This is a genomic window from Oceanobacillus luteolus, from assembly GCF_042678205.1.
Lineage (GTDB): Bacteria > Bacillota > Bacilli > Bacillales > Amphibacillaceae > Oceanobacillus > Oceanobacillus luteolus.
Genome location: NZ_JBHUDE010000018.1, coordinates 37,399 through 60,162 on the forward strand (window position 1 = coordinate 37,399; position 22,764 = coordinate 60,162).

The 22,764-nt window shown below is 38.5% G+C and carries 26 protein-coding genes and 1 pseudogene; 18 read left to right on the plus strand and 9 right to left on the minus strand.

Annotated features, from left to right (window positions below):
• Positions 1–13: 13 nt before the first annotated feature.
• Positions 14–511, minus strand: a complete 498-nt coding sequence (locus tag ACFSBH_RS05075; RefSeq protein WP_251511804.1) for a DinB family protein — start codon at positions 509–511, stop codon at positions 14–16.
• Positions 512–768: 257 nt separating this feature from the next.
• Between ACFSBH_RS05075 and ACFSBH_RS05080 the strand changes: the two genes are divergently transcribed.
• Entirely contained in the window at positions 769–1,179 is a 411-nt protein-coding gene (locus ACFSBH_RS05080) for a VOC family protein (RefSeq protein ID WP_251511806.1), read from the plus strand.
• A 70-nt stretch (positions 1,180–1,249) separates the two neighbouring features.
• On the opposite strand, the gene opp4C is transcribed toward ACFSBH_RS05080, so the two are convergent.
• The 5 genes from opp4C to ACFSBH_RS05105 form a co-directional block, all read right to left on the minus strand.
• Complete coding sequence (opp4C, locus tag ACFSBH_RS05085; RefSeq protein ID WP_251511807.1) at positions 1,250–2,167, minus strand: oligopeptide ABC transporter permease; 918 nt, start codon at positions 2,165–2,167, stop codon at positions 1,250–1,252.
• A gap of 11 nt (positions 2,168–2,178) precedes the next feature.
• Positions 2,179–3,147, minus strand: coding sequence for an ABC transporter permease (locus ACFSBH_RS05090; protein ID WP_251511810.1), 969 nt, complete (start codon positions 3,145–3,147; stop codon positions 2,179–2,181).
• Positions 3,148–3,227: 80 nt separating this feature from the next.
• Positions 3,228–5,039 (minus strand): peptide-binding protein, encoded by a 1,812-nt coding sequence (locus ACFSBH_RS05095; RefSeq protein WP_251511812.1) that lies wholly within the window; start codon positions 5,037–5,039, stop codon positions 3,228–3,230.
• Positions 5,040–5,124: 85 nt separating this feature from the next.
• Positions 5,125–6,129, minus strand: coding sequence for an ABC transporter ATP-binding protein (locus ACFSBH_RS05100; protein ID WP_251511814.1), 1,005 nt, complete (start codon positions 6,127–6,129; stop codon positions 5,125–5,127).
• Positions 6,126–7,115, minus strand: a complete 990-nt coding sequence (locus tag ACFSBH_RS05105; protein ID WP_251511817.1) for an ABC transporter ATP-binding protein — start codon at positions 7,113–7,115, stop codon at positions 6,126–6,128. The genes ACFSBH_RS05100 and ACFSBH_RS05105 overlap by 4 nt, the downstream gene beginning before the upstream one ends.
• Positions 7,116–7,424: 309 nt before the next feature.
• Between ACFSBH_RS05105 and ACFSBH_RS05110 the strand changes: the two genes are divergently transcribed.
• The 3 genes from ACFSBH_RS05110 to arsC are packed head-to-tail and all read left to right on the plus strand — an operon-like array spanning position 7,425 to position 9,516.
• Positions 7,425–7,769, plus strand: coding sequence for an ArsR/SmtB family transcription factor (locus ACFSBH_RS05110; RefSeq protein WP_251511819.1), 345 nt, complete (start codon positions 7,425–7,427; stop codon positions 7,767–7,769).
• 15 nt (positions 7,770–7,784) lie between these two features.
• On the plus strand, positions 7,785–9,083 hold the full coding sequence (locus ACFSBH_RS05115; RefSeq protein ID WP_379596378.1) for an arsenic transporter: 1,299 nt from the start codon (positions 7,785–7,787) through the stop codon (positions 9,081–9,083).
• 13 nt (positions 9,084–9,096) lie between these two features.
• A complete protein-coding gene (gene arsC, locus ACFSBH_RS05120; protein WP_251511826.1) occupies positions 9,097–9,516 on the plus strand; it encodes an arsenate reductase (thioredoxin) in 420 nt (139 codons plus the stop codon).
• Between the two features lie 77 nt (positions 9,517–9,593).
• Here arsC and ACFSBH_RS05125 read toward each other — a convergent pair whose 3' ends face one another.
• Complete coding sequence (locus ACFSBH_RS05125) at positions 9,594–10,370, minus strand: 3-hydroxybutyrate dehydrogenase (protein ID WP_251511829.1); 777 nt, start codon at positions 10,368–10,370, stop codon at positions 9,594–9,596.
• A gap of 35 nt (positions 10,371–10,405) precedes the next feature.
• Complete coding sequence (locus ACFSBH_RS05130) at positions 10,406–11,698, minus strand: GntP family permease (protein ID WP_379596381.1); 1,293 nt, start codon at positions 11,696–11,698, stop codon at positions 10,406–10,408.
• A 423-nt stretch (positions 11,699–12,121) separates the two neighbouring features.
• Here ACFSBH_RS05130 and ACFSBH_RS05135 point away from each other — a divergent pair, with 423 nt between their 5' ends.
• Together ACFSBH_RS05135 and ACFSBH_RS05140 are read left to right on the plus strand one after the other, a co-directional pair.
• A complete protein-coding gene (locus ACFSBH_RS05135; RefSeq protein ID WP_251511833.1) occupies positions 12,122–12,901 on the plus strand; it encodes an alpha/beta fold hydrolase in 780 nt (259 codons plus the stop codon).
• Between the two features lie 71 nt (positions 12,902–12,972).
• The gene (locus tag ACFSBH_RS05140) at positions 12,973–13,413 is read left to right on the plus strand and encodes a cell wall hydrolase (protein ID WP_251511838.1); all 441 of its coding nucleotides are present in this window, start codon (positions 12,973–12,975) and stop codon (positions 13,411–13,413) included.
• A gap of 207 nt (positions 13,414–13,620) precedes the next feature.
• Here the strand turns inward: ACFSBH_RS05140 and ACFSBH_RS05145 are convergent.
• A pseudogene (locus ACFSBH_RS05145) lies at positions 13,621–13,945 on the minus strand (winged helix-turn-helix transcriptional regulator).
• Positions 13,946–14,082: 137 nt separating this feature from the next.
• Between ACFSBH_RS05145 and ACFSBH_RS05150 the strand changes: the two are divergent.
• The 12 genes from ACFSBH_RS05150 to ACFSBH_RS05205 all read left to right on the plus strand — a co-directional run bounded on the left by ACFSBH_RS05150 (position 14,083) and on the right by ACFSBH_RS05205 (position 22,579).
• Positions 14,083–14,484: a DoxX family protein gene (locus ACFSBH_RS05150; RefSeq protein ID WP_251511844.1), complete on the plus strand. Its 402-nt coding sequence runs from the start codon at positions 14,083–14,085 to the stop codon at positions 14,482–14,484.
• Between the two features lie 251 nt (positions 14,485–14,735).
• The gene (locus ACFSBH_RS05155) at positions 14,736–14,939 is read left to right on the plus strand and encodes a helix-turn-helix transcriptional regulator (protein ID WP_251511846.1); all 204 of its coding nucleotides are present in this window, start codon (positions 14,736–14,738) and stop codon (positions 14,937–14,939) included.
• 1 nt (position 14,940) lies between these two features.
• Positions 14,941–15,315, plus strand: coding sequence for a permease (locus ACFSBH_RS05160; RefSeq protein WP_379596384.1), 375 nt, complete (start codon positions 14,941–14,943; stop codon positions 15,313–15,315).
• 163 nt (positions 15,316–15,478) lie between these two features.
• Positions 15,479–15,994: a shikimate kinase gene (locus ACFSBH_RS05165; protein WP_251511851.1), complete on the plus strand. Its 516-nt coding sequence runs from the start codon at positions 15,479–15,481 to the stop codon at positions 15,992–15,994.
• A 141-nt stretch (positions 15,995–16,135) separates the two neighbouring features.
• Positions 16,136–17,011: a GNAT family N-acetyltransferase gene (locus tag ACFSBH_RS05170; RefSeq protein ID WP_379596386.1), complete on the plus strand. Its 876-nt coding sequence runs from the start codon at positions 16,136–16,138 to the stop codon at positions 17,009–17,011.
• A 62-nt stretch (positions 17,012–17,073) separates the two neighbouring features.
• On the plus strand, positions 17,074–18,297 hold the full coding sequence (locus tag ACFSBH_RS05175; protein WP_251511856.1) for an MFS transporter: 1,224 nt from the start codon (positions 17,074–17,076) through the stop codon (positions 18,295–18,297).
• A 14-nt stretch (positions 18,298–18,311) separates the two neighbouring features.
• Entirely contained in the window at positions 18,312–18,764 is a 453-nt protein-coding gene (locus ACFSBH_RS05180) for a GNAT family N-acetyltransferase (RefSeq protein ID WP_251511859.1), read from the plus strand.
• Positions 18,761–19,357 carry a GNAT family N-acetyltransferase gene (locus ACFSBH_RS05185; RefSeq protein ID WP_251511862.1) on the plus strand — a complete coding sequence of 199 codons (597 nt, stop codon included), beginning with the start codon at positions 18,761–18,763 and terminating at the stop codon, positions 19,355–19,357. The genes ACFSBH_RS05180 and ACFSBH_RS05185 overlap by 4 nt, the downstream gene beginning before the upstream one ends.
• Before the next feature lie 100 nt (positions 19,358–19,457).
• Positions 19,458–20,462, plus strand: a complete 1,005-nt coding sequence (locus ACFSBH_RS05190) for a zinc-binding dehydrogenase (RefSeq protein WP_251511864.1) — start codon at positions 19,458–19,460, stop codon at positions 20,460–20,462.
• Between the two features lie 104 nt (positions 20,463–20,566).
• On the plus strand, positions 20,567–21,088 hold the full coding sequence (locus tag ACFSBH_RS05195) for an NUDIX hydrolase (protein WP_379596390.1): 522 nt from the start codon (positions 20,567–20,569) through the stop codon (positions 21,086–21,088).
• Between the two features lie 120 nt (positions 21,089–21,208).
• Positions 21,209–22,162, plus strand: coding sequence for a calcium/sodium antiporter (locus tag ACFSBH_RS05200; protein WP_251511866.1), 954 nt, complete (start codon positions 21,209–21,211; stop codon positions 22,160–22,162).
• A gap of 39 nt (positions 22,163–22,201) precedes the next feature.
• The gene (locus ACFSBH_RS05205; protein WP_285853551.1) at positions 22,202–22,579 is read left to right on the plus strand and encodes an SET domain-containing protein; all 378 of its coding nucleotides are present in this window, start codon (positions 22,202–22,204) and stop codon (positions 22,577–22,579) included.
• Positions 22,580–22,764 lie beyond the last annotated feature (185 nt).

The following is a 22,764-nucleotide window of genomic DNA, read 5'->3' on the forward strand; positions in this document are numbered from 1 at the left end:
GATATAAGCCCTTTTATGTCCAATCGACTCCACCCCATGAGGATTGCAACTTACGCAACAGTACAATTTGGCCGATATGATACGTATCGTGCATGATGATATTGCTGAGTAACCGCTCAATAGAGCAGCTGTTAGCTGTATATGGAGTTTTTAACTTTTCATCGTCAAGATCTGCAATGGTCGTTTTTAATTTATTCATAACTTCATTAAGGCGCTGCACAGTCTGGGTCCATCCAACTTCGTCTTCTGGATCCCCAGGATGTCCAAAGGTTTCCTCATTGTTTTCTGCCTTATCCGGGTTCTCTATGCCTTTGATTCGATGGATTATGTCTTCGTTCCAAAATATTAAGTGATTGACAATCTGCCAAATCGAATTGCTTGTCCCCGAACTAGTCCAGGCTGCCTCTGCTGCGGTGGCTCCATGAAGCGCCTGATCCATAGATGCAAACCACTCATTCTCATAGCAATGCATGTGGTGTTGTTCTAAAAACAATTTGGTTATATTTTGCATAAAACCAACCCCTCACTATTTAGTGTGACCTTACATAGTTAAAAGACAACCAAAATCTGAGTGTTACAAGGCAGGTATAGCTTCCAGTTTTTTGGAAGACAACAAAATCACACTCCCTCTAACTTATTCGGCTCATCCAGCATAAATACCTTCTCATGTTTCTATCTGTCATTGATTTTATTTGAATCTGGAATATTTATTGATATCTAATGAAAAACTGAAGGGATAAGTCAATAAATTTCATAGGAGGTAATAATATGGCATTTAAATCTAAGCACATCTTTATCAATTTATCTGTAAAAGACGTGAACAGATCCACTAATTTCTTCAAGGAGCTTGGTTTTGAGATTAATCCACAGTTCTCTGATGAATCAACATCTTGTATTATAATTAGTGAAAATATCTTTGCTATGATCATGAGCGAAGAACGATTCAAAGAGTTTACTAAGAAGGAAATCGTGGATACAACCACTTCTGCGGAGTCCATCTTCGCCCTTTCAGCAAAAAGCAGAGAACAAGTGGATAAGATAGTGAATAAGGCATTGTCATCGGGTGGTAAAAGGTTCAATGAACCGCAAGATCATGGATTCATGTACATTTGGGGATTTGAAGACTTGGACGGTCATTTATGGGAAGTTGCTTATTTGGATGATAGTAATATGGAATAAATGTTGCTATCCTAAAAGGATGATGCCTTTGAAGGTATCATCCTTTTTAGGAGTTTCCTTTATTTCCCCATCATCTTTGATTACTGCGCGGGTCAAATGCATCCCTTAAACCATCGCCGATAAAGTTAATTGCAAGCACCGTAATCAAAATACCTAAACCCGGAGGAATCCATGCTTCTGGATTGTTCCGTAAAATTCTTATGTTCTGAGCTTCGGAAATCATGTTCCCCCACGTTGGTGTAGGCTGAGGGATACCGAACCCGATAAAGCTTAGTGCAGATTCAATAATGATATAGGTAGCCATCATTAATGTAGCGTTTACAACAATTGGGCCAATTGCGTTTGGAATAAAATGCTTGGCAATAATTCGGAAATCACTGGCACCGATTGCCTGTGCACTAAGTATAAATTCTTGTTCACGTAATGATAAATAAGAACCGCGAATGATACGGGTTAAATTTGGCCATGACGTTAAGGCGATAATTGAAACGAATAATCCAATGGTTACTTTATCTACAATAGCCATGATCGTAAGTACAAGTACAAGAAATGGCAACATCAGCATAATATCGGTGGCACGCATAATGATGTTATCGATTTTTCCACCATAGTAACCGGCAAGCGATCCTAATAAGACACCAATGACAAGCGTGAAGAACATAGCACTAAAACCGACGATTAACGAAATTCGACCACCATACAAAAGACGTGAAAAGTTGTCCTGCCCTAGCCCATTTGTTCCCAGAATATGCTCCTCGCTTGGCCCTTTCTCAATAAGGAGCAGATTAGTTTCTTCAGGATTTATATCAGTAAATACCGGGGCGAGTATACATATGATGATGATGGCCAGTAAGACAAACACACTAATTACAGCCATTTTATTTCTTGTAAATCGGTGCATGGCTATTTGAAAGGGACTCTTGTTCTTTTCCATGGAGTTATTCTTATCTGGTTGGTTGTAGATTGTTTCATCTGTTTTAGTAGTCATATTATTTCACCTCAATCATATCGAATTCTCGGATCAACAATACTGTAAAAAATATCGGCAAGTAAATTACCTATAAGAATAAGAACTCCGAGTATCATGGCAATTGCCATTACGACTGGATAGTCCCGATTAGTGACGGAACTTAAAAACAATGTTCCAAGCCCGGGATACTGAAATACTTGCTCCGTTATCACTGCACCACTTAACAGTACACCGATTTCAAACCCCATTAATGTAATGATGGGAATAAGTGCATTGCGGAGTGTATGTTTATATAGTACATTCCTCTCGGACATACCCTTTGCTCTTGCTGTTCGTATATAGTCACTGCCAAGTACGTCAAGAACTTCCGATCTCATGTAGCGCATATAAGTTGCTGTACCAGCTAAGCCGAGTGTAATTCCAGGTAAAAACATATGATGAAGTCGATTGAAGAATGCTTCCCACCCAGTTAATCCAGGAGTAGACATTGTACCTTGTGCAGGGAACCAGCCAAGTTTGATTGATAGAAAATAGATTGCCATGAGGCCGAAGAAGAAGTTGGGAATGGATAATCCGAAAAAACCAAAACCAGTTGCACCATAATCTAATAATGAGTAGGGATGTCTGGCGGAATAGATACCGATTGGAATGGCAACGATGATCGTGATTGCTAATGAAAATAAACCTAAATAGAGTGTATTGGCAAATCGTGCTTCAATTAACTCCGCTACGGATCGTCCGTTAAAAACCATTGAATTACCGAAGTCTCCTTGTACAGCGGCACTGATCCACCGAAAATATTGAACAGGTATCGGATCATTTAAGCCTAATGCTTCCCTTTGTTGTTCATATACTTCAGGGTCGACGTTCGGATCAGCGAGTGATTGACCGGTTAAGGCATCTCCAGGAGCTAAGAGGGCAAGTCCGAATACAATGACCGTCAGTGCAAAAAGCATTGGAATAAAAACAAGAACTCGTCGAATGATATACTTGTACATCATTTTCCCTCCCAATTTAATTTTCTTTATGTATATGTTGGAAAAAGAACGTGTGCCGCACACGCTCTTTTTCCATCAGCCTACTCTGATACCCACCATAAATGTGGATCGTTATTAAAGCTGTATGGCATCGGATTGACTCCGTTCAGACGTTCATTGAAGCCGTAAATTTTATTTTGTGCATAGAGAAGGACAGCAGGTAGATCCTCAGAGAAGAGGCCTTGCCACTCACTATATTTTTCCTCACGGTAACTTTGTTCGAATGCTTCTGGAGCCTTCATGGCATCAAGCATTAATTGATCAGAATCAGGATTGTTCCAGCGACCGAAGTTATAAGCAGCATCCGACTTCCATAATCCAGATGGATCTGGATCTCCACTACCTAAGCTCCAGCCAATTAGATAAAGATCCCAATCTGTGTTATCATTTGTCAACTCTTCCACATAAGCGGTCATTTCTTTTGGTTGTCTTAAATCAATTTTAATTCCAACTGCTTCTAAGAATTGAGCTAGAATCGGGGCAGAGGCTTCACGCAGTTTGTTGCCTGTAGGATAGTTCAAATTGACAATCCATTCTTCACCATCAGGCGTTTCCCTGAATCCATCATCATTTGTATCGACATAGCCTGCTTCATCAAGAAGGGCATTTGCCTTTTCTGGATCGTATTCATACGCGGTGGTGGCACTTTCATCATACGCCCAGAACTGTTGGGCAACTGGAGCGTTGATGACGGAACCATGCCCGTACAATAGGTTATCTACGATCGCCTGCCGATCGATTGCATAGGCCATTGCCTGCCTGATGAGTTGGACACTCATATCTTCATTTGGAACCCAGTTGTCTGGATTGAGTGCACCACTCTCCACATCGGCATCTGTTCGATGGTTCATCTTAAAGCCCATTAGCTGATATCCGAAGTCGGTTTGTTCGATAATCTTAACATGGTCAAGTGCTTCTACTGTTTCAAAATCAGCTGCAGGAACACCGTTAGGATCTGCGATAAAGTCAATCTCCCCATTTTCTAAAAGCCCGAGCATGACAGATTGATCGACAACCCGCCAAACAATCTGATCTAAATACGGTTCACCATTCCAGTAATCGGCATGCTTCGTTAAAACATATTGTTCACGTTCCAACATTTCTGTGAATTGAAACGGTCCTGTACCGATGACTTCTCCTGCATTAAGAGTAGCTGGGTGTGAAGGAATTTCTGCTATAGGGACATCACCAAAAATATGTTCCGGTATGATTGAGAATGACACATCCTTTAAAATAGTCACGTTTGGCTCGGCAAATTTAAAGGTAACTGTCAAATCATCTTCAGCAACTACACCTTCAAATTCATCTGTCTCTCCACTATTAAACGCTTCATAACCTAACAAGCGGACAGCGTAATCTGTACGGATCCCCCCGGCTTCTACATATCCTGGGGAAGAGATTGCTTTATAGGTGAAGACTACATCCTCAGCGGTAAAAGGTTCCCCGTCATGCCAGGTGACTCCTTCTTCCAGTTTTAATGTAATTTCTGTCTGGTCCTCGTTTATCGTCCATTCTTTCGCCAGATTTGGTTCGAATCCAAGTTCTTCGTTCTGACTTACAAGTCCTTCGTGTGTGAAGTCTAAAATATTGGCTTCATATGCTTCTTGATAGAAAATCGGGTTGAACACACCGGCCGGTGCTGTATCCATTGCTCCTGTTAGTGTTCCACCCATTTGCGGACCTTCGTCTGCAGGTTCTTCCTCGCTTTCATCCGTTTCAGCTGGTTCCTCGGTTTCCTCAGGCTCTTCCGGTTCAGGATCGGTTGTTTCACTATTGCACGCAGCCATTAGAATACCTAATAAGAACAATAGGATTAAAAGTGTAATTCCTAATTTAACTCGTTTAAACAACATAATTCCCCCTTGTATTTCCTTATTGACGATCGAATTATTGCTTAATATATTTCTGTCAGTGTATCACCTCCTATAAATCTTAGATTTACTTGTCATATAAATGACAGGCAACGAAATGACCTTTTTCTTTCTCGATTAATTCTGGTCGTTCCACTTTACAGCGTTCATGAGCGAAAGGACATCTTGTGCGAAAAGAACATCCGGATGGAGGATTTGCAGGACTTGGTATATCACCAGTCAAGGTGATTTTTTCTTTCTTTGCTTTTGTAGCCTCACCTGTATCGATAATCGGTATCGATGCAAGTAATGCTTGACTATATGGATGAAGTGGCTCTTCGTACAAATCTTTTTTATTGGTTATCTCAACGATACGACCTAAGTACATCACCGCGATGCGGTCACTGATATGCTTTACGACACTTAAATCATGGGCGATGAATAAGTAAGTGAGATTAAATTCTTCCTGTAAATCTTTCATTAAATTCAATACTTGTGCTTGAATCGAAACATCCAGCGCGGAGACGGGTTCATCACAAATGACGAATTTTGGCCTTGTAATGAGAGCCCTTGCTATACTGATTCGTTGTCTTTGTCCTCCTGAGAATTCATGTGGGTATTTTAATCGGTCCTTTGCTCGTAATCCGACTTGTTCAATCATTTCGATTGCCTTTGCTCTTCTTTCCGATTTCGTTAGTTTTGTTTGTACAAGTAGTGGTTCTTCCACTAACTCTGCTACACTCATTTTCGAATTAAGCGAGGCAAACGGGTCTTGGAAGACAATTTGCATATCTCGGCGATGTGGACGTATTTCTCTTCTTTTTAGATGGGATATATCTATACCATTAAAATGGATGCTTCCTTCTGTCGGATCAAGGAGTCGCAGCATCACCCTGCCTAACGTTGATTTACCAGATCCGGATTCCCCGACTATACCAAGTGTTTCCCCTTTATTTATGGAGAAGGAGACATCATCCACCGCTTTTACATGACCGATGGTTCGCTTCAAGACACCTCCCTTGATTGGAAAGTATTTTTTTACGTTTTTTACATGTATAAGTGCGTCGTTTTTTGTATTCTGTTCTGTATTCATGATTCATCACCTGCATTTTCATATAAATGACAACGAACAAAATGATCGGTGTCTATTTCGGTTAATTCCGGGTTGCTTACCTTGCATTTATCCATGACAAAAGGACAACGGGATGAAAAACGACAGCCGGCTGGAAAGTTATATGCTGGCGGGACCATTCCTTTAATCGTTCCTAAGCGATCCACATCCTCATCCAATTTCGGTAAACTTTGCATTAATCCTTGGGTATAAGGATGTTTGGTATGTCGTAATAGTTCTTTCGTTTTTGCTTGCTCTACAATTTGTCCTCCGTACATGACAAGCACACGGTCTGCATACTCCGACACGACACCCAAATCATGGGTGATTAACAGTAATGCCATATGGAACTTCTCTTTCATTTCCAGCATAAGGTCTAGGATTTGTGCTTGGATTGTTACATCCAATGCAGTAGTAGGCTCGTCTGCAATTAGTAATTTAGGGTCACAGGAAATGGCCATTGCAATCATCACACGTTGTCGCATACCACCAGATAATTGATGAGGATATTCATGGATGATTTCTTCTGCTCGAGGAATTCCAACCGTTTTTAGTAAATGGATTGCTTTAGCTTGTGCATCTTTTTTGTTCATTTTTTTATGCTTCCTAAGGATTTCAGTAATCTGATTTCCGATGGTGAAGACTGGATTCAATGCAGTCATCGGTTCTTGGAATATCATTGCGATGTCATTTCCTCGAATTCCTGTCATCTGTTTTTCTGATAAGGCTTGCATTTCTTTTCCGTTGAGAGCTATTTCCCCATTTACTATCCGACCGGGTTTATTAATCAGTTTCATAATGGAGAGAGCTGTAATACTCTTTCCGCTACCAGATTCTCCCACGATCGCTACCGTTTCTCCTGGTGATATGGATAATGAAACACCGTCAACTGCCTTTGCAACTTGACCATTGTTTAAATAAAAATATGTCTTCAGCTGAGCTACATCCAATACAGCATGTTTCTTCATATGAACACTCCATTCAAGGTTCATTTGTTAAGTGAAAATTGTATTAGGTATTCGTCCATATATGCTTATGAAATGAATTTGTAATGTATTCGTAAAATTGTACGTGCCGATAGAAAATAAGTTTGAGTAGAGTCGGTTCATGCTTGCTCTTTGTATGATTAAACGCTTAAGTACGCTGTATAGAAGTGCGATAGTTTAGAGAGTTGATAGTTAACTGCTATAAAATGCTTTGTTGAAGAGTATTTTTTTGTTGAGTATATAAGCAAATAGTTATATGATTATCTAGTCACTCTATAAGGGGGAATCGAGATGTTGGAACGTGTAATAGAAGTGGATAAAGCAGCGCATATTTTAAAATTGCTTGGTGACCAGAAACGTTTGACGATGTTGAAATTAATGGATAATCATGCTTGTTGTGTATGTGACTTTGTGAAGATTTTTCAAATTAGCCAGCCAGCGGTGAGCCAACACTTACGGAAATTGAAAGATCTCGGTCTTGTTTATGAAGAGCGACGAGGTCAGTGGATCTTTTATTCGATAGATAAGGAGCATGAATATTATTCATTTGTTCACTTGGTTTTGGAACAGTTACCGAGTCAAGATGATAAATTTAAGAAATTGGAAGAAGAAGGTATACGAACTTCTTGTTGTTAAATTGGAGGAATTATTTTGCAGGCAACACTTATACTCGCAATATTAATATTTATAGCAACTCTAGTATTTGTCATATGGCAGCCAAAAGGGTTAAATATTGGTTGGTCGGCAATAGGCGGGGCAGTCGTTGCCTTATTAACGGGAGTTGTAGGATTTAGTGACGTCATTGAAGTGACGGAAATTGTATGGAACGCAACGCTTGCTTTTGTCGCTATCATACTTATCTCATTAATTTTAGATGAAGTAGGATTGTTTGAATGGGCTGCTTTACATATGGCTCGATTTGCAAAGGGCAACGGAATCAAAATGTTTGTCTATATTAGTATATTAGGTGCCATTGTTGCTGCCTTATTCGCCAACGACGGTGCTGCATTAATTCTTACGCCAATCGTACTGGCGATGGTACGGAATTTAAACTTTAAAGATCAAATGATATTTCCATTTGTCATGGCGAGTGGATTTATTGCTGATACAACTTCATTACCATTTATCGTTAGTAACTTAGTAAATATCGTGTCTGCAGACTTCTTTGGAATTGGATTTGCAGAGTATGCTTCACGGATGGTGATACCGAATCTATTTTCACTCATTGCAACCATTTCAGTGCTACTAATTTATTTTAGAAAAACTATTCCAAGCTCCTATGATGTTACAAAACTGGACGAACCAAAGAAAGCGATTAAGGATCAAAAAATGTTTCGCTTATCATGGTATGCCCTAGGTCTATTAGTGATTGGTTACTTTACTAGTGAATTGATTAATATCCCGGTTTCAATCATTGCAGGAACTATCGCTATCTTCTTTATCTTGATGGGTAGACAGAGTTCTGTAGTGGATACGAAAAAAGCGATAAAAGGTGCACCGTGGGATATTGTATTCTTTTCCATCGGAATGTATGTCGTCGTATATGGACTTGGAAATGCAGGTCTTACATCTGCACTCGCAAGTGTCATTCAAACTATTGCTGTGGAAGGCTTATTCTTTGCTACAATTGGTATGGGATTCATTGCTGCATTTCTATCATCAATTATGAATAATATGCCGACTGTGATGATTGATGCCTTGGCAATTGCGGAAACAAACACTTCAGGTGTGTTAAGGGAGGCACTTGTTTATGCTAACGTTGTAGGATCTGATCTGGGTCCTAAAATTACACCTATAGGTTCACTGGCAACATTAGTTTGGCTGCATGTGTTATCGAGGAAAGGGATCAAGATTTCTTGGGGTACCTATTTCAAAACAGGAATAATACTAACAATACCAATTCTCTTTATTACATTGTTTGGTTTATATTTAACATTAATTATTCTATAAGAGGTGATTCGATATGGGTAAAAAGACAATTTATTTTTTATGCACTGGTAACTCTTGCAGAAGTCAGATGGCAGAAGGATGGGCGAAAAAACTTCTTGGAGGAGACTGGGAAGTCAGAAGTGCTGGAATTGAGGCACATGGTTTGAATCCAAAAGCTGTCAAAGCAATGAATGAGGTGGGAATAGATATTTCTCAGCAACACTCTGAAACGATTGATATAGATTTTCTGAACAAAGCAACACTTGCCGTAACACTATGTGGTGATGCAGCTGATCGTTGTCCTGTAACGCCACCACATGTGAAACGAGAACATTGGGGATTTGATGATCCGGCAAAAGCAGAAGGTACAGAAGAAGAGATTTGGGCAGTGTTTCAACGTGTTCGTGATGAAATTGGTGAACGTATCAGCCAATTTGCTGAAACAGGAGAATAACAAATAAATTTACTTATTATATTTGATATAAATTAACGCATGGAATCAAGTTAGGAGATTCCATGCGTTTTCTATAATTATTGAGCAGTATAACCGCCATCAATAACAATTGCTTGTCCGGTAACACTTCTAGCTTTATCACTCGCTAAGAATAATGCATAGTCTGCAATTTCACTGACGTCTAATAGTTTCTTTTGTGGTACTTGAGAGAGAATTGCTTCATCAAGTGCTCGGTCTTCCGGAATATTACGTGTTTTCGCCAAGTCGGCAATTTGTCCACGTACAAGCGGGGTATCTACATATCCTGGAGCAAGAGCATTCACCGTGATACCATCTGAAGCACCTTCTAGAGCGGCAACTTTTGTTAGACCAATTACACCATGTTTTGCACTATTGTAAGCAGCTTTACCAGCAAATCCAATTAATCCATTGATTGACGCAACGTTGATAATTCGGCCCCACCCCTGTTCTTTCATGATTGGGAATACGAGTTTTGTAAGAATGAACGGTGCCGTCAACATGATTTTCTGCATCATTTCAAATTTTTCTGTCGGGAAATCCTCAATTGGGGAGACATGCTGTAATCCTGCATTGTTAATAAGAATGTCTACAGTACCGTATGTTTCTTTTGTTATGTTCACCAGATTTTGCAGCTCTGTTTCACTTGTCACGTCTGCTTTAACTCCAATTGATTCAAATCCACGTTTTTGCAGTTCTTCAGCAGAGGCCTTTACGCCTTCTTCATTTATATCGGAGAGAACAACCTTAGCTCCTGCTTGGGCAAAATGCTCGCCAATTTCGAATCCAATCCCACGTGCGGAACCTGTAATAATAACGACTTTATTTTTTACCATTTTATTCCTCCTCTTATTCTATAAATTTATTTATCTTAAACCAGTCCGATCGCACCCATAATAACTCCTACAACTAATGCGATGGTTGGTATGACAAACGCAACGACGAATACATCTTTATACGTGTCTCGAAGACTTACCCCAGTTACAGCAATAAGTGTTAACAAGGCTCCATTATTAGGGAATATCGATGCTCCGGATGCCACTGCGGCAATACGGTGGAACACATCTGGACTAATCCCTGTTGTTTGTGAGAGCTCTACAAATGTATCACCTAGCGTGCTCAAGGCAATCCCTAGTCCACCAGAAGCAGAACCGGTAATGATTGCCATGACCTGAACGGCAAGACCTTCAGCGACTAATGGATTGTCGGAAATATTTAACAACCAAGAAGTAATGTCCTCAAAAGCTGGAACAATGGCGATGACAGCCCCAAAACCTACGGCTGCACTTGTGTTGAGAATCGCCATTACACTTCCTTTTGAACCATCATTGATGGACGGTATGAATCTTTTATAATCTTGCACATTCAGAATCATTATTGCGATAACCCCAATGAGAAGGGACCATAATGGTTCCAACTTTACGAGATTAAGCAATATGACGACAATCGCGAGCGGAATGAGGGAGATAATCCAGTTTGGATCCTTCTCTTCAACACCCTCATCCTCATCCGGTTTTTTTTGATCGTCGGGTTCCGTAAACACATCCCCTTTAGCAGCCATTTTCTTTCCTCGATATGCCAGCCAAAAATATCCACCAACTGCCATGATTAAAGTAGTAACAATACCGATGATGGGCCCTGCCATTGGTGTGGTGCCGAAATAATCCATCGGTATTAGGTTTTGAATTTGGGGTGTGCCTGGTGTGGAAGTCATGGTGAAAGTAAACGCCCCTAGAGCAAATGTCGGGACAAGCAATTTTCTAGAAATATTTGCTTCACGAAATAATTCAAGTGCGATTGGATATAAGGCAAATACAACAACGAACAAGCTCACTCCACCATAAGTCAGTAACGCAGCAGCTATTAAAACGCCAAGAATGGCACGTTTTTCCCCGATTAATTGGGTCACTTTTTTAGCGACTGATCTAGCTGCACCCGTCTTTTCCATTAATTTCCCAAATACAGCACCTAATAAGAAAATCGGAAACCAGCTCTTGACGAAATCGACCAAACCTTCCATATAAGGTCCTGTATATGTTTCATAAACATCTAAGCCGCTTAGTAAAGCAACGACCCCAGCCGCTAAAGGTGCCACCCAAATAATGGACCATCCCAGATAGGCTAAAGCCATCAACATTACTAAGCCAATCAGAATACTTAACACATGAGTCAACCCTTTCTTAAGTTGTTAGTGAATAGCATTTGTAGAGGGTGTATTAAATTAACCTAATCACTTCCTTCACTCCTGCATGAATGGATTAAATATTATTACTTCATTAATTTGATTCAGGTAATCCTTCAAATAAAGTTTATTTCTCAATTATTCAGTAGGACATTTTCCCTGTAATCTAGCTGTTAAACATGGGAGTGTACTGATTAGGGCCCTATCCAATGGCAATTAGAAGGAGGGAGGAGTGTAAAAGTCCTCAAGTGGCTTAGGTGATTTTTGTAGCTGTTGCGTTTTATTTTCATCAATTTATTGTTGAGAGGATCTCTTGGCATCTTGGATTTACAAAGATAGGCCCTCACCTATATCTTTATAACGAATATCCTATTGATAAAGCCTTTTTAACAAGGAGGGAGTTTCATGGGGTATTTTGTAACTGTAGAATCGGATGTAGATTTATATGTGGAAGATTTAAACCCAAAAGGGAGTAAGACAATCGTATTTTTACATGGCTGGCCGCTGAGTCATGAACAATTTGAGTATCAGTTCAATGTCCTTCCTGCCATGGGATATCGTTGTATTGGCGTTGACTGGAGAGGGTTTGGAAAATCGGATAAACCATTTGAGGGATATACCTTTGACAGGCTTGCAGATGATATTCGAGTCTTAGTTGACGCACTTCAATTAAACAATTTCACACTCCTTGGTCATTCTACTGGTGGTGCAATTGCTATTCGATACATGTCCCGTCACAGTGGATTTGGTGTTTCGAAGTTAGTTCTTGTAGATGCTGCTGCTCCAATAGGCTTCACAGCTGGAACTGCAGATGATTTTTTAAAAGAAGTGCTAAATGATCGTCCGAAAATGATGCAGACCGTTACAGACGGTTTCTTCTTTCAATATATAACTAAACCATTTTCTGACTGGTTTATGCAAATGGGTTTTCGAGCGGCCAGTTGGTCGACTGCTGCGATAATTAATACATTAAGAGATGAGAAATTATACTCAGATCTTCCATTTATTCATGTGCCTACTCTTATCATTCATGGTATCCATGATAAGGTTATCCCTTTTGATCAGGCTCGGGAGCTCAACCAAAAAATAATGAGTTCACAACTAGTTCCTTTTCAATATAGTGGACATGGCGCTTTCTGGGAAGAACGAGATAAGTTTAATCAATTACTTGCTCAATTTGTTTAGTGAAGATGATTATTTTAAGAACAATGAAATTAATATAGGCTTTCTTCATACTATATTTTGGAGGTGTAAATATGGCGAGAGTTAAGTATCGAGATGCAGATGTCGATTTAATGGCAAGGATGATGCGGGCTGAGGCCGAGGGTGAAGGAAAACAAGGGATGTTATATGTTGGCAATGTAATAGTGAATCGTGCCGTGGCAGACTGTTTAGACTTTACTGATGTAAGGACTATTGAAGATGTCATTTTTCAGGTACAAGGAGGAAACTTTTCGTTTGAAGCGGTTCAAAAAGGAAATATGTTTTATCAACGAGCGAGAGACACGGAAAGAAGGTTAGCTAGACAAAATTTGGAATTTTGGAGAGATCATCCAGCATATTATGCTTTATGGTATTTTAATCCATATGCTCCATGTCCTCCGACTTGGTATGGTCAACCACATACTGGTCAATTTAAAAGCCATTGTTTTTATGAGCCACAACCGGGAACATGCGATAGTGTATACATGGGCTAGATTGACGGATAAGTAGCGATTAAATAAATAATCTATATGTCATGAAAAGACAATTACCATATGGAAGAGGCGGGTCTAGTTCAACGCCTCTTTTAGCTTTGGAAGAATTATAGAATTAGTTTTCATAAGTGAGGACAAAGATTTCAAAAAATAAAAAATGACATGAACAAAGGATTCATCCTGTTCATGTCTATTTTAATTAAAAATTTAAGATGAAGTTGATTCTTCCTGAACCCACTGCTTCGACCATCTTTCAATATCCCGTATGACAGGTTCGATTGATCGACCTTTTTCAGTCAAGGAATATTCGATGATGACTGGTGTTTCTGGAATAACCTCACGTTTAACTATATTTTTCTCCTCTAAATCCTTCAAGGGATCAGAAAGAACTTTCCCGCTTATGCCAATTGCTGATTGAATCTCTGAAAAACGTTGTGTGCCGGATAGCAACTGATAAATAACTAATGCGGTCCATTTCTGACTTAATAATGATACCGCCTTCAAATTTTGGGCATATAGCTGGTTGCTTCATTTCCTTCACCTCTCTCCATTTTATTATAACATAAAATATTACTGATTTATAAAAATGAATTTGGTTACTTGACAAAATATAATAACTAACATAAATTAACTTACGTAAAGTAACTAGATAAGGAAAGGAGGATTCAAATGAATATGAATGAAATTGGAAAAGTTATCTTGAGAGTCGTACTAGGACTGACATTCTTTATTCATGGTTTAGATAAATTCCAAGGAGGAATTGCGAATACGGCTGGATATTTTGATAGTCTTGGGATACCAGGTTTTCTAGCATATGTAGTAGCTGCGATTGAGCTTATAGGAGGAATTGCCCTTATTTTAGGAATTGGTACGAGAATTATTAGTATACTATTGGCTCTAATCATGCTAGGGGCTATTTTTACAGCGAAACTTTCATTAGGCTTCCTAGTCAACGGGCAAATGGCCGGTTATGAACTTGACTTGGCACTGTTGGCAATGTCGGTTTACTTTATTTTAGCTGATAAAACAATTCTTTCTTTGGATAGCAAACTAGCTAACCAAAATAACTAATAGACAAGCTTTTGAATAATGGATAAAAGTTTCGTCACACTTTTATTAATGATCTTACTGATATTAAGTTCTACCAGTCCCATTGATTTGATTAATGGGACTGGTTTTATTTAAAAGACAGTAGCTATTACTTTGTCATAACTGTATCACTAAGCCGATACAGTTTTTTTATTATTTTGTTGTAAAGGGGCCTTGACGTTAAGTTAACTTTACTTTATTATTTGGTGTAACTTACCAAGGAAGTGAAAAGATTGAAAAATAATCTTAAAGATTATCGTGAAAAGGGAAATTACTCTCAGGAACGTTTAGCTAAAGAACTAGGTGTTTCAAGGCAAACCATCATATCCATCGAAAAAGGAAGGTATAATCCATCATTGCCATTGGCTTTGCACATTGCAAAAATATTCAATGTCTATGTGGAAGATATTTTTATTTTGGAAGAGGGGGATGAATGACGTGAATGATCGTATAACTTATGCTGTAATGGGTGGAGGCTTTTTATTATTGGGGATCTTTTTAATTTTTGTAGCTGTTATGGCGAATAGCGCTCCCGTACCATTCACTTATATCGCATTTGCTATAGCTATCATGTGTTTATGTATTAGCTATCTAGTACCTGAATTCTTTCATAAGGATGAAAGAATGCAACTGATTAAGCAAAAAGGTATGTTTTACAGCTATTTTGCCTTTTTATTTTACTCCATAGTTTTACAAACTCTATTACAGTTTGAAATAATTAACATATCAGCACTAGCAGCGATTAATATTCTAACTGGACTGATGATTAGTAACGTATTTATTTCATTTGTTATATTAGCACGGGTTTATTAGGGCGGAAAAGAATAAAAGATTTGCTAGAATAGAGGTTTATAGATTACTAGTTTTCCTTACGCCTTAGGAATCATAACAATCCTAGTGAACTTAATTTTATTTATCAATTAATTGGAGGCGATTTCATGAAGCTTGTCTATTTGGTCCTCAGGCAGTGGGGAAAATGACAGTAGGCCAGGAATTGGAGAAAATAACCGGTTTGAAGTTATTTCATAACCATATGACGATTGATTTAGTCGCACCAATATTAGGATTTACCCCGGAAATGTGGAAATTAGTGAATAATTTTCGGATGGAAATGTTTAAAGTTGTGGCAAAGAGTGATTTGGATGGATTGATCTTTACTTTCGTATGGGCTTTTAATTTACAATCCGATTGGGATTATGTTGAACAAGTATGTGAGATTTTTGAAACCAATGGTGGTACGGTCTATTTTGTAGAACATACTGCAACGTTGGATGAAAGGATCGAGAGAAATAAAAGTCCCAATAGACTTGAACACAAACCTACGAAAAGAAATGTGGAATGGTCCGAAAAGGAACTGAAGGAATCAATGAAAAAACATCGATTGAATTCTTTTGATGGAGAGATAAAGAAAGATAAATATATTAAGATTGACAACACAAATTTAAGTGCGAAAGAAGTAGCTGAAATGATTAAGGAGAGATTTAAAGTATAAACGAAGCTGCAATATGCAGTTTCCCTCATACGTGATATTCAATAAAGATAGATTTCATAGGATGCTTTCCAAAAAGAGGAAATGCATCCTTTTTGTCGAATTAATGATGGAGATGCTTGTCCGGATATTTGGTGAGGTTCAATGGCAAGGAGTGGTTTGTTGAGTTATACCGAGCGATCTATAGCACTTATAAGGTTTGCAGAAATGGAAGCGGAAAAGACGACTGGCATCGTTTATCCTATCCATTTATTGTTAGGTTTGCTGAAAATTAGAACCGAAACAGTAGCTGAATTGTATATTAATTATCCAAATCTTCCGGATATACTCTATGATGAAGTGAAAAAGACAAAATTTGATAAGGGAGAGTCAGGGATTTCTTATCAACCTTTCTCCATTCCTATATCAGAAACGACTAAGTTAGTAATGGAGAAGGCGAAGGAACGGATGAACCATTACGGTCAAGTGTATTTGAACGAAGGTTATATTATTGAGGCGATATGTAAAGTCGACGAGTGTCTAACAAAAGCGATGTTGCGCAGAGTAGATATTGATCAGATTCTTCATAGTGTAGCTTATCCAAGAGATATGATTGTTTCTTTGAGGGATTATTCGTTACCAGCTATATCGGTGAGTAAAATAATTTTAAAAAAAGCAAAACGAAGCGACGCAGTAGAATTGAAAAGCTTTGTGAAGGGAGAATTTGGGGAAGGGTGGCTAACTGCTATTGAGAATGGACTTAGTCAGGATAATATTCCAATTTACCTTGCATGGGAAGACGAGCAAATCATGGGATTCGCTTGCTATGATGTTGTTAGGAAAAAGAAAGGTTTATTCGGTCCAATGGGCATTTCATTATTAAATAGAATTCAGGGAATAGGGTATGCTCTGCTTCACTATAGTTTATATGAAATGAAGGCAAAAGGCTATGAGTATGCGGTAATTGGAGAAGCTGGTCCTCTTGAATTTTATGAAAAGCTTGTAATGCAGTCGTTATACCGAAAAAGTTTAAAGTTTTAAATGATGTTGTTCAGTAACTATGATTGAATGAATCTCAGCAATAACAATTAAAGGGAGGACTTATGAATCCGTCTATACTAAAAAATCGCTCGTTCGTAGCTACATGGTTAGGAAATGGAATTTCCGAACTTGGTGGGGCATTTGGTACGTTTTGTAACTCTATATTAGTTTATCAACTCACGGGCTCAACATTGGCTTTAGGCAGTATGTGGCTCTTATATTTTATCCCTTCACTGATTCTGCAGCTTTTTATCGGTCCTTACATCGACCGTTGGAGCAGAAAGTGGATTATGATATTTTCTCAATGGATGAGGGGAGCTATTTTTCTTGTTCCGTTGGTTGCATTACTAACAGGAACCCTTGAAGTTTGGCAGATTTACGCAGTTCAATGCATTGTTGGTTTAATCACTCCATTGTATGTGCCTGCAAACCAAGCGATTACACCAACAATTGTAACTAAAGATCAATTACAATCCGCGAATGCGTACATAGATGGAACTGTTCGTCTCATGACCTTTTTATCTCCATTGGTAGCTGGAGTTGTAATTGAATATACTGGTGTCCACATCACTCTTATCCTTGTAAGCACTTTACTGATCCTCAGTGGATGTACATTACTTTTTATCAGGGAAAAGAGAAATAACATAAAAGAAAGAAAAACATGGATTGCGGATTTCACCGAAGGAATATCATTTTTCTTCACTCAGAAAATTATTGTTTGGTTAGGAGTCTTTTTGGCATTTGTTCAATTTGGGGTAGGGGTGACGATGGTTACAACTCTTCCCTATATTACCGAAGAGCTGGGTGGTACATATGCTGAATATGGTTATTTCATGGCAGGATTTCCAATCGGATACATAATTGGTGCAATGCTAGTGACAAGAATAAAATACAAAAGCCGTAGATATCTCATGCTTGGATCACTATTCATAGGAGGTCTGACTTTTATTGCACTTTGCTTCAACTATAGTATCATTTTAGCGTTGACAACAGAAGTCATCGGAGGAATCGCGATGGCCGTCTTCAGCATTCATAATACGACAATTTGCCAGCAAACTGTCCCTAATCATCTTATGGGCAAAGTATTTTCCGTTCGTTTGCTCATTATTAGGGGAGCCATGCCACTGGGAGTACTTGTTGGAGGTGCATTAAGTGAAGCGTTTGGCGTGCGGCCATTATATTTATTGATTGGATTATTAATCAGTGTCATGTCTTTAGTTGGTATATGTTTACCGTACTTTAAATTCATTGATGAGAAGACAAGGAAAGAAAAAATGGTTTCATAGATAAGGAGAATCAGATGGAAATAAGGTTATTAAGAATAGATGAAATGCCTCCAATGGATTTGCTGCTTTTAGCGGATCCCTCCCGTGAAATAGTAGAAGAGTATGTGAAAAGGGGAGAATGTTTCCTAGCTGAAATGGAATCTGAGATTGTTGGTGTGTATGTATTGTTACCGACAAGGCCTGAAACAGTAGAGTTGGTTAATGTTGCTGTTGCAGAAGAATTTCACGGTCAGGGCATAGGGAAGAAGCTGGTTAAGCATGCTATTCAAACAGCTAAAGATAAAGGATATCAAACTATTGAAGTAGGTACTGGAAATTCAAGTATAGGACAGCTCGCACTTTATCAAAAGTGCGGATTTAGAATAAGTGGTGTCGATAGAGACTTTTTCATAAGACATTATGAGGAAGAGATTTTTGAAAATGGAATACAGTGTGTTGATATGATTCGACTGTCACAGGATCTATGAAGGAATTGTATAGACAGGAGATGTTTTTAATAGAAAATGTTAACCTTTCTAGCGGAAAATTGTTATTAAGAGAGCTTGCTGAGAGCGATTGGAGCGATGTTCATCAATACGCTTCACAAGATATCGTAAGCGAATATCAAACCTGGGGTCCGAATACGGAAGAAGAATCCAAGAATTATGTCTTAAAAGGAATGGAAGATTCAAGCAGAAGACCGAGAACAAGATTCGTTTTGGCAATCATATATGAAGAGGTTATGGTCGGAGCAGTAGAGCTTAACATAAGAGATATCTCAAATAAAGTTGGTGAAATTTCCTATATTATAAGCCCGAACTATTGGGGGAATGGTATAGCTACAGAAGCTGGCAATCTATTAATAAATTTTGGATTTGAAGAAATAAAACTACATCGCATTTTTGCTACTTGTGATCCAAGAAATGTCGGCTCATCTAGAGTATTAGAAAAACTTGGATTGAAGAAAGAAGGTGTAATCCGAGAACATCCTTTAGCCAAGGATGGTTGGAGGGATTCTTTACTGTATAGTATTCTGGAACAGGAATGGGCAAAATGCATGGAGGATTCTAGTATAGAGTAAGGCCTTGTAAATGAATAAGTGTTGTAATAAACTGAAAATAGTAAATGTTCAATGTGGATGTTGAGTGAACGTTCGTTCAAGTATATAGGAGGGGAAGCAGATGAAAGCTATTGTCTTAAGAGAAGTCGGCGGTCCTGATAAAGTAAGTTATGAAGAGGTTGATGTTCCAAGTCCGAAAGCAAATGAAGTGTTGGTGCGACTCAAATATGCTGCACTAAATCGGAGAGATTTATTTATCACTTACGGTATGTACCCGGGTATGAATCTTCCGTCCATCTTAGGAGCAGACGGAGCAGGTGAGGTAGTTGAAGTTGGGGAAGGAGTCTCTAATATTAACATTGGAAGCTCGGTGATCATTAATCCAGCTTTGGAATGGGGAGAAAACAGGGCTTACTCTGGACCAGACCACCGGATAATAGGGATGCCTTCTGATGGTACATATGCTGAATATATAATTGTTCCGGCAGAAAATATCGCTCCAAAACCGGAATTTTTATCTTGGGAGGAAGCGGCCGCCCTTCCTTTGGCTGGGGTGACTGCTTTCCGTTCATTAATGTACAGAGGGAATCTCAACAAAGGAGAAACGGTTTTAATTCCGGGTATCGGGAGCGGTGTTGCACTGTTTGCCCTTCAAATTGCTGTTGCACATGGGGCAAATGTATATGTGACATCCAGCAGTGACGAGAAGCTTGTGAAGGCACAAGAGTTAGGTGCAAAAGGTGGGGTCAATTACCGAAACGAAAATTGGGCGAAAGAACTGAAACAAGAAATGGGTGGAGCAGATCTTGTTATTGACGGTGTTGGAGGAGATACGTTCAAAGATCTCATCTATCTATGTAACCCAGCAGGCCGAATTGTAAGTTTTGGAGCAACTAGAGGCCCGGTTAAAGAGTTGGTGCTTCCACATGTATTTTTCAAACAAATCGATATAAAAGGGACAACGATGGGTAGCCCTGAAGATTTTCAAGATATGGTCGATTTCTTTGAAGAACATAAAATTTCGCCATACGTTGATAAAACTTATTCGCTTAGTGAAGCTGCAGATGCCTTGAAGTATATGGAAGAAGGAAAAAATTTTGGGAAGATTACGTTGCAGATTGGATAATTCTGAGTAAAGCTGCCAGTGAGCTACTATCTGGCAGCTTAATTTTTACTGGTGAAATTACCTCAAATGTTTATAAAAAATACATTTAATTTTAGGGGGAAGTAATGGAATTCTGGGATATTTATGATATGGATAGAATCAAACAGAATAGGGTTATTCGTCGCGGGGATGAATTTTCAGAAGGTGAATATCATGTCGTTGTGCATGTCTGCATTTTTAATTCGGCAGGGGAAATGCTGATTCAACAAAGGCAGCCTTTTAAGGATAGCTGGCCAAATCAATGGGACTTATCTGTTGGAGGAAGTGCTGTGACAGGTGACAGTAGTCAAGAAGCCGCAGAGAGGGAGACAGAAGAGGAATTAGGGCTAAAAATAAACCTGAAAAATGTAAGGCCCCATCTTACAATTAATTTTGAAACAGGATTTGATGATATTTACTTAATTGAAAAAGAAGTTAACATAGAGAACTTAAAGCTGCAACAAGAAGAAGTACAATCAGTCAAATGGGCTTCGAAGGAAGAAATCCTTTCTATGATCAAGAAAAGAGAATTTATTCCGTATTATCCAAGCCTGATACATCTTTTGTTTGATATTCGCAAAAAGTATGGGAGTCATCAGAAAGTGTAATGTATTAAATACCTTTTAAAAGTGTTTTTACGTTCACTTTTTAATTACTTAATAATCGGGTATGACTAAATAGTAGTTAGCCAATAAAAGTAAAGACAGTTTAAGGAGTAGAACAAAAGCATGGCATATATACTATTGATTATTGGTTTTGGATTGTTGATAAAGGGTGCCGATCTCTTTGTAGACGGATCTTCTAATATTGCTAAATTGCTGCGGGTTCCGACTATGTTAATCGGGTTGACCATTGTAGCATTGGGGACAAGTTCACCCGAAGCGACTGTCAGTATTATAGCTGCATTGGAAGGAAGTGCAGATGTTTCACTGGGAAACGTGGTTGGAAGCAATATCTTTAATATTACCCTTGTTGTAGGTTTGGCAGCCTTTATCTACCCTTTGAAAGTTGAGAATGAGACGATTAGAAAGGAAATTCCTTTTACCTTACTTGCAAGTGTTGCATTGCTCATTCTAATGAGTGATATGGCACTGCAGGGAGCCAATATGAATTTGCTTACACGTAGTGACGGGCTTATATTTTTATTGTTCTTATCTATTTTTATGTACTATGTGATCGAAATTGGACTAAAAAATCGAAAAGATACAGCTGGAGATCCTATACCTGAAGACCTCAAATGGGGGAAAAATATACTGATCACTATATTAGGTTTAGCTGCAATCATATTTGGAGGAGATTTGGTCGTTGATAATGGTACAGAAATTGCCTACTCCCTTGGAATGAGTGAAACTCTGGTGGGGTTAACGATTATTGCGATTGGAACGTCTCTTCCTGAACTGGTCACTTCCGTTACTGCGGCGTTGAAACAAGAAAGCGAAATCGCACTTGGTAATATTGTTGGAAGTAATATCTTTAATATCTTATTTGTACTCGGCGCCTCTGCAACGATTTCTCCATTACAAGCAAACGATAAAATATTTATTGATGTTATACTTATGATAGTACTGACTGTCATATTATTGGCTTTCTCCAGGACCAGCTTCAGGGTTGGGAAGCGGGAAGGTTTAGTGCTTGTTGGTGCCTATCTGATTTACTTAGTTTATATCATCATACGGAATTAAAGTTAAAGAAATAAAATAAACAGTGAGTAGGTGACCAACATGATAGAAATTAAAACATCCTCATTAAGCGATGGAGAATTCAATCGAGGAGTATTCGCAACATGTGATATTAAAAAAGGAGAGTTATTACATGCAGCGCCCGTGATTTCCTATCCTAATGATCAGCATCAACATATTGAGAAGACGTTGTTAGCGGACTACGCATTTGAGTATGGAATCAATCATACGGCAATACTTCTTGGTTATGGAATGTTGTTCAATCATTCATATGAACCGAATGCGAATTATGAAATTGATTTCGAGGGGCATACATTCAACTTCTATGCTTTCACCGATATAAAAGCAGGAGATGAGATTCTGATCAATTATAATGGTGATGTTGATATCAAAGATGCATTATGGTTTAATGAAGACTAAATTTAATGAATGAAGTTAGAAATATGCGATTATCCTTCATGGATTTTCGCATATTTTTTCGTGTTAACACTGGTTAAAAAGTAATTCCTTTTTTTATTGATTATTACAAGTATATTTTTCAATAAATATTAAATAATATTAAACAAATACTTTACTTTATTTATTTTTATGTTAAAATTAAAGTA

What these genes read in the sequence shown, in the direction of transcription:
- ACFSBH_RS05185 (WP_251511862.1), top strand. Translation starts at nt 18,761, where the DNA reads ATGAAGGAATTGTATAGACAGGAGATGTTTTTAATAGAAAATGTTAAC.
- ACFSBH_RS05095 (WP_251511812.1), bottom strand. Translation starts at nt 5,039, where the DNA reads ATGTTGTTTAAACGAGTTAAATTAGGAATTACACTTTTAATCCTATTG.
- ACFSBH_RS05175 (WP_251511856.1), top strand. Translation starts at nt 17,074, where the DNA reads ATGAATCCGTCTATACTAAAAAATCGCTCGTTCGTAGCTACATGGTTA.
- ACFSBH_RS05100 (WP_251511814.1), bottom strand. Translation starts at nt 6,129, where the DNA reads ATGAATACAGAACAGAATACAAAAAACGACGCACTTATACATGTAAAA.
- ACFSBH_RS05170 (WP_379596386.1), top strand. Translation starts at nt 16,136, where the DNA reads ATGGCAAGGAGTGGTTTGTTGAGTTATACCGAGCGATCTATAGCACTT.
- ACFSBH_RS05135 (WP_251511833.1), top strand. Translation starts at nt 12,122, where the DNA reads ATGGGGTATTTTGTAACTGTAGAATCGGATGTAGATTTATATGTGGAA.
- arsC (WP_251511826.1), top strand. Translation starts at nt 9,097, where the DNA reads ATGGGTAAAAAGACAATTTATTTTTTATGCACTGGTAACTCTTGCAGA.
- ACFSBH_RS05205 (WP_285853551.1), top strand. Translation starts at nt 22,202, where the DNA reads ATGATAGAAATTAAAACATCCTCATTAAGCGATGGAGAATTCAATCGA.
- ACFSBH_RS05090 (WP_251511810.1), bottom strand. Translation starts at nt 3,147, where the DNA reads ATGTACAAGTATATCATTCGACGAGTTCTTGTTTTTATTCCAATGCTT.
- ACFSBH_RS05190 (WP_251511864.1), top strand. Translation starts at nt 19,458, where the DNA reads ATGAAAGCTATTGTCTTAAGAGAAGTCGGCGGTCCTGATAAAGTAAGT.
- ACFSBH_RS05110 (WP_251511819.1), top strand. Translation starts at nt 7,425, where the DNA reads ATGTTGGAACGTGTAATAGAAGTGGATAAAGCAGCGCATATTTTAAAA.
- ACFSBH_RS05125 (WP_251511829.1), bottom strand. Translation starts at nt 10,370, where the DNA reads ATGGTAAAAAATAAAGTCGTTATTATTACAGGTTCCGCACGTGGGATT.
- ACFSBH_RS05140 (WP_251511838.1), top strand. Translation starts at nt 12,973, where the DNA reads ATGGCGAGAGTTAAGTATCGAGATGCAGATGTCGATTTAATGGCAAGG.
- ACFSBH_RS05200 (WP_251511866.1), top strand. Translation starts at nt 21,209, where the DNA reads ATGGCATATATACTATTGATTATTGGTTTTGGATTGTTGATAAAGGGT.
- ACFSBH_RS05080 (WP_251511806.1), top strand. Translation starts at nt 769, where the DNA reads ATGGCATTTAAATCTAAGCACATCTTTATCAATTTATCTGTAAAAGAC.
- ACFSBH_RS05165 (WP_251511851.1), top strand. Translation starts at nt 15,479, where the DNA reads ATGACAGTAGGCCAGGAATTGGAGAAAATAACCGGTTTGAAGTTATTT.
- ACFSBH_RS05180 (WP_251511859.1), top strand. Translation starts at nt 18,312, where the DNA reads ATGGAAATAAGGTTATTAAGAATAGATGAAATGCCTCCAATGGATTTG.
- ACFSBH_RS05195 (WP_379596390.1), top strand. Translation starts at nt 20,567, where the DNA reads ATGGAATTCTGGGATATTTATGATATGGATAGAATCAAACAGAATAGG.
- opp4C (WP_251511807.1), bottom strand. Translation starts at nt 2,167, where the DNA reads ATGACTACTAAAACAGATGAAACAATCTACAACCAACCAGATAAGAAT.
- ACFSBH_RS05075 (WP_251511804.1), bottom strand. Translation starts at nt 511, where the DNA reads ATGCAAAATATAACCAAATTGTTTTTAGAACAACACCACATGCATTGC.
- ACFSBH_RS05150 (WP_251511844.1), top strand. Translation starts at nt 14,083, where the DNA reads ATGAATATGAATGAAATTGGAAAAGTTATCTTGAGAGTCGTACTAGGA.
- ACFSBH_RS05105 (WP_251511817.1), bottom strand. Translation starts at nt 7,115, where the DNA reads ATGAAGAAACATGCTGTATTGGATGTAGCTCAGCTGAAGACATATTTT.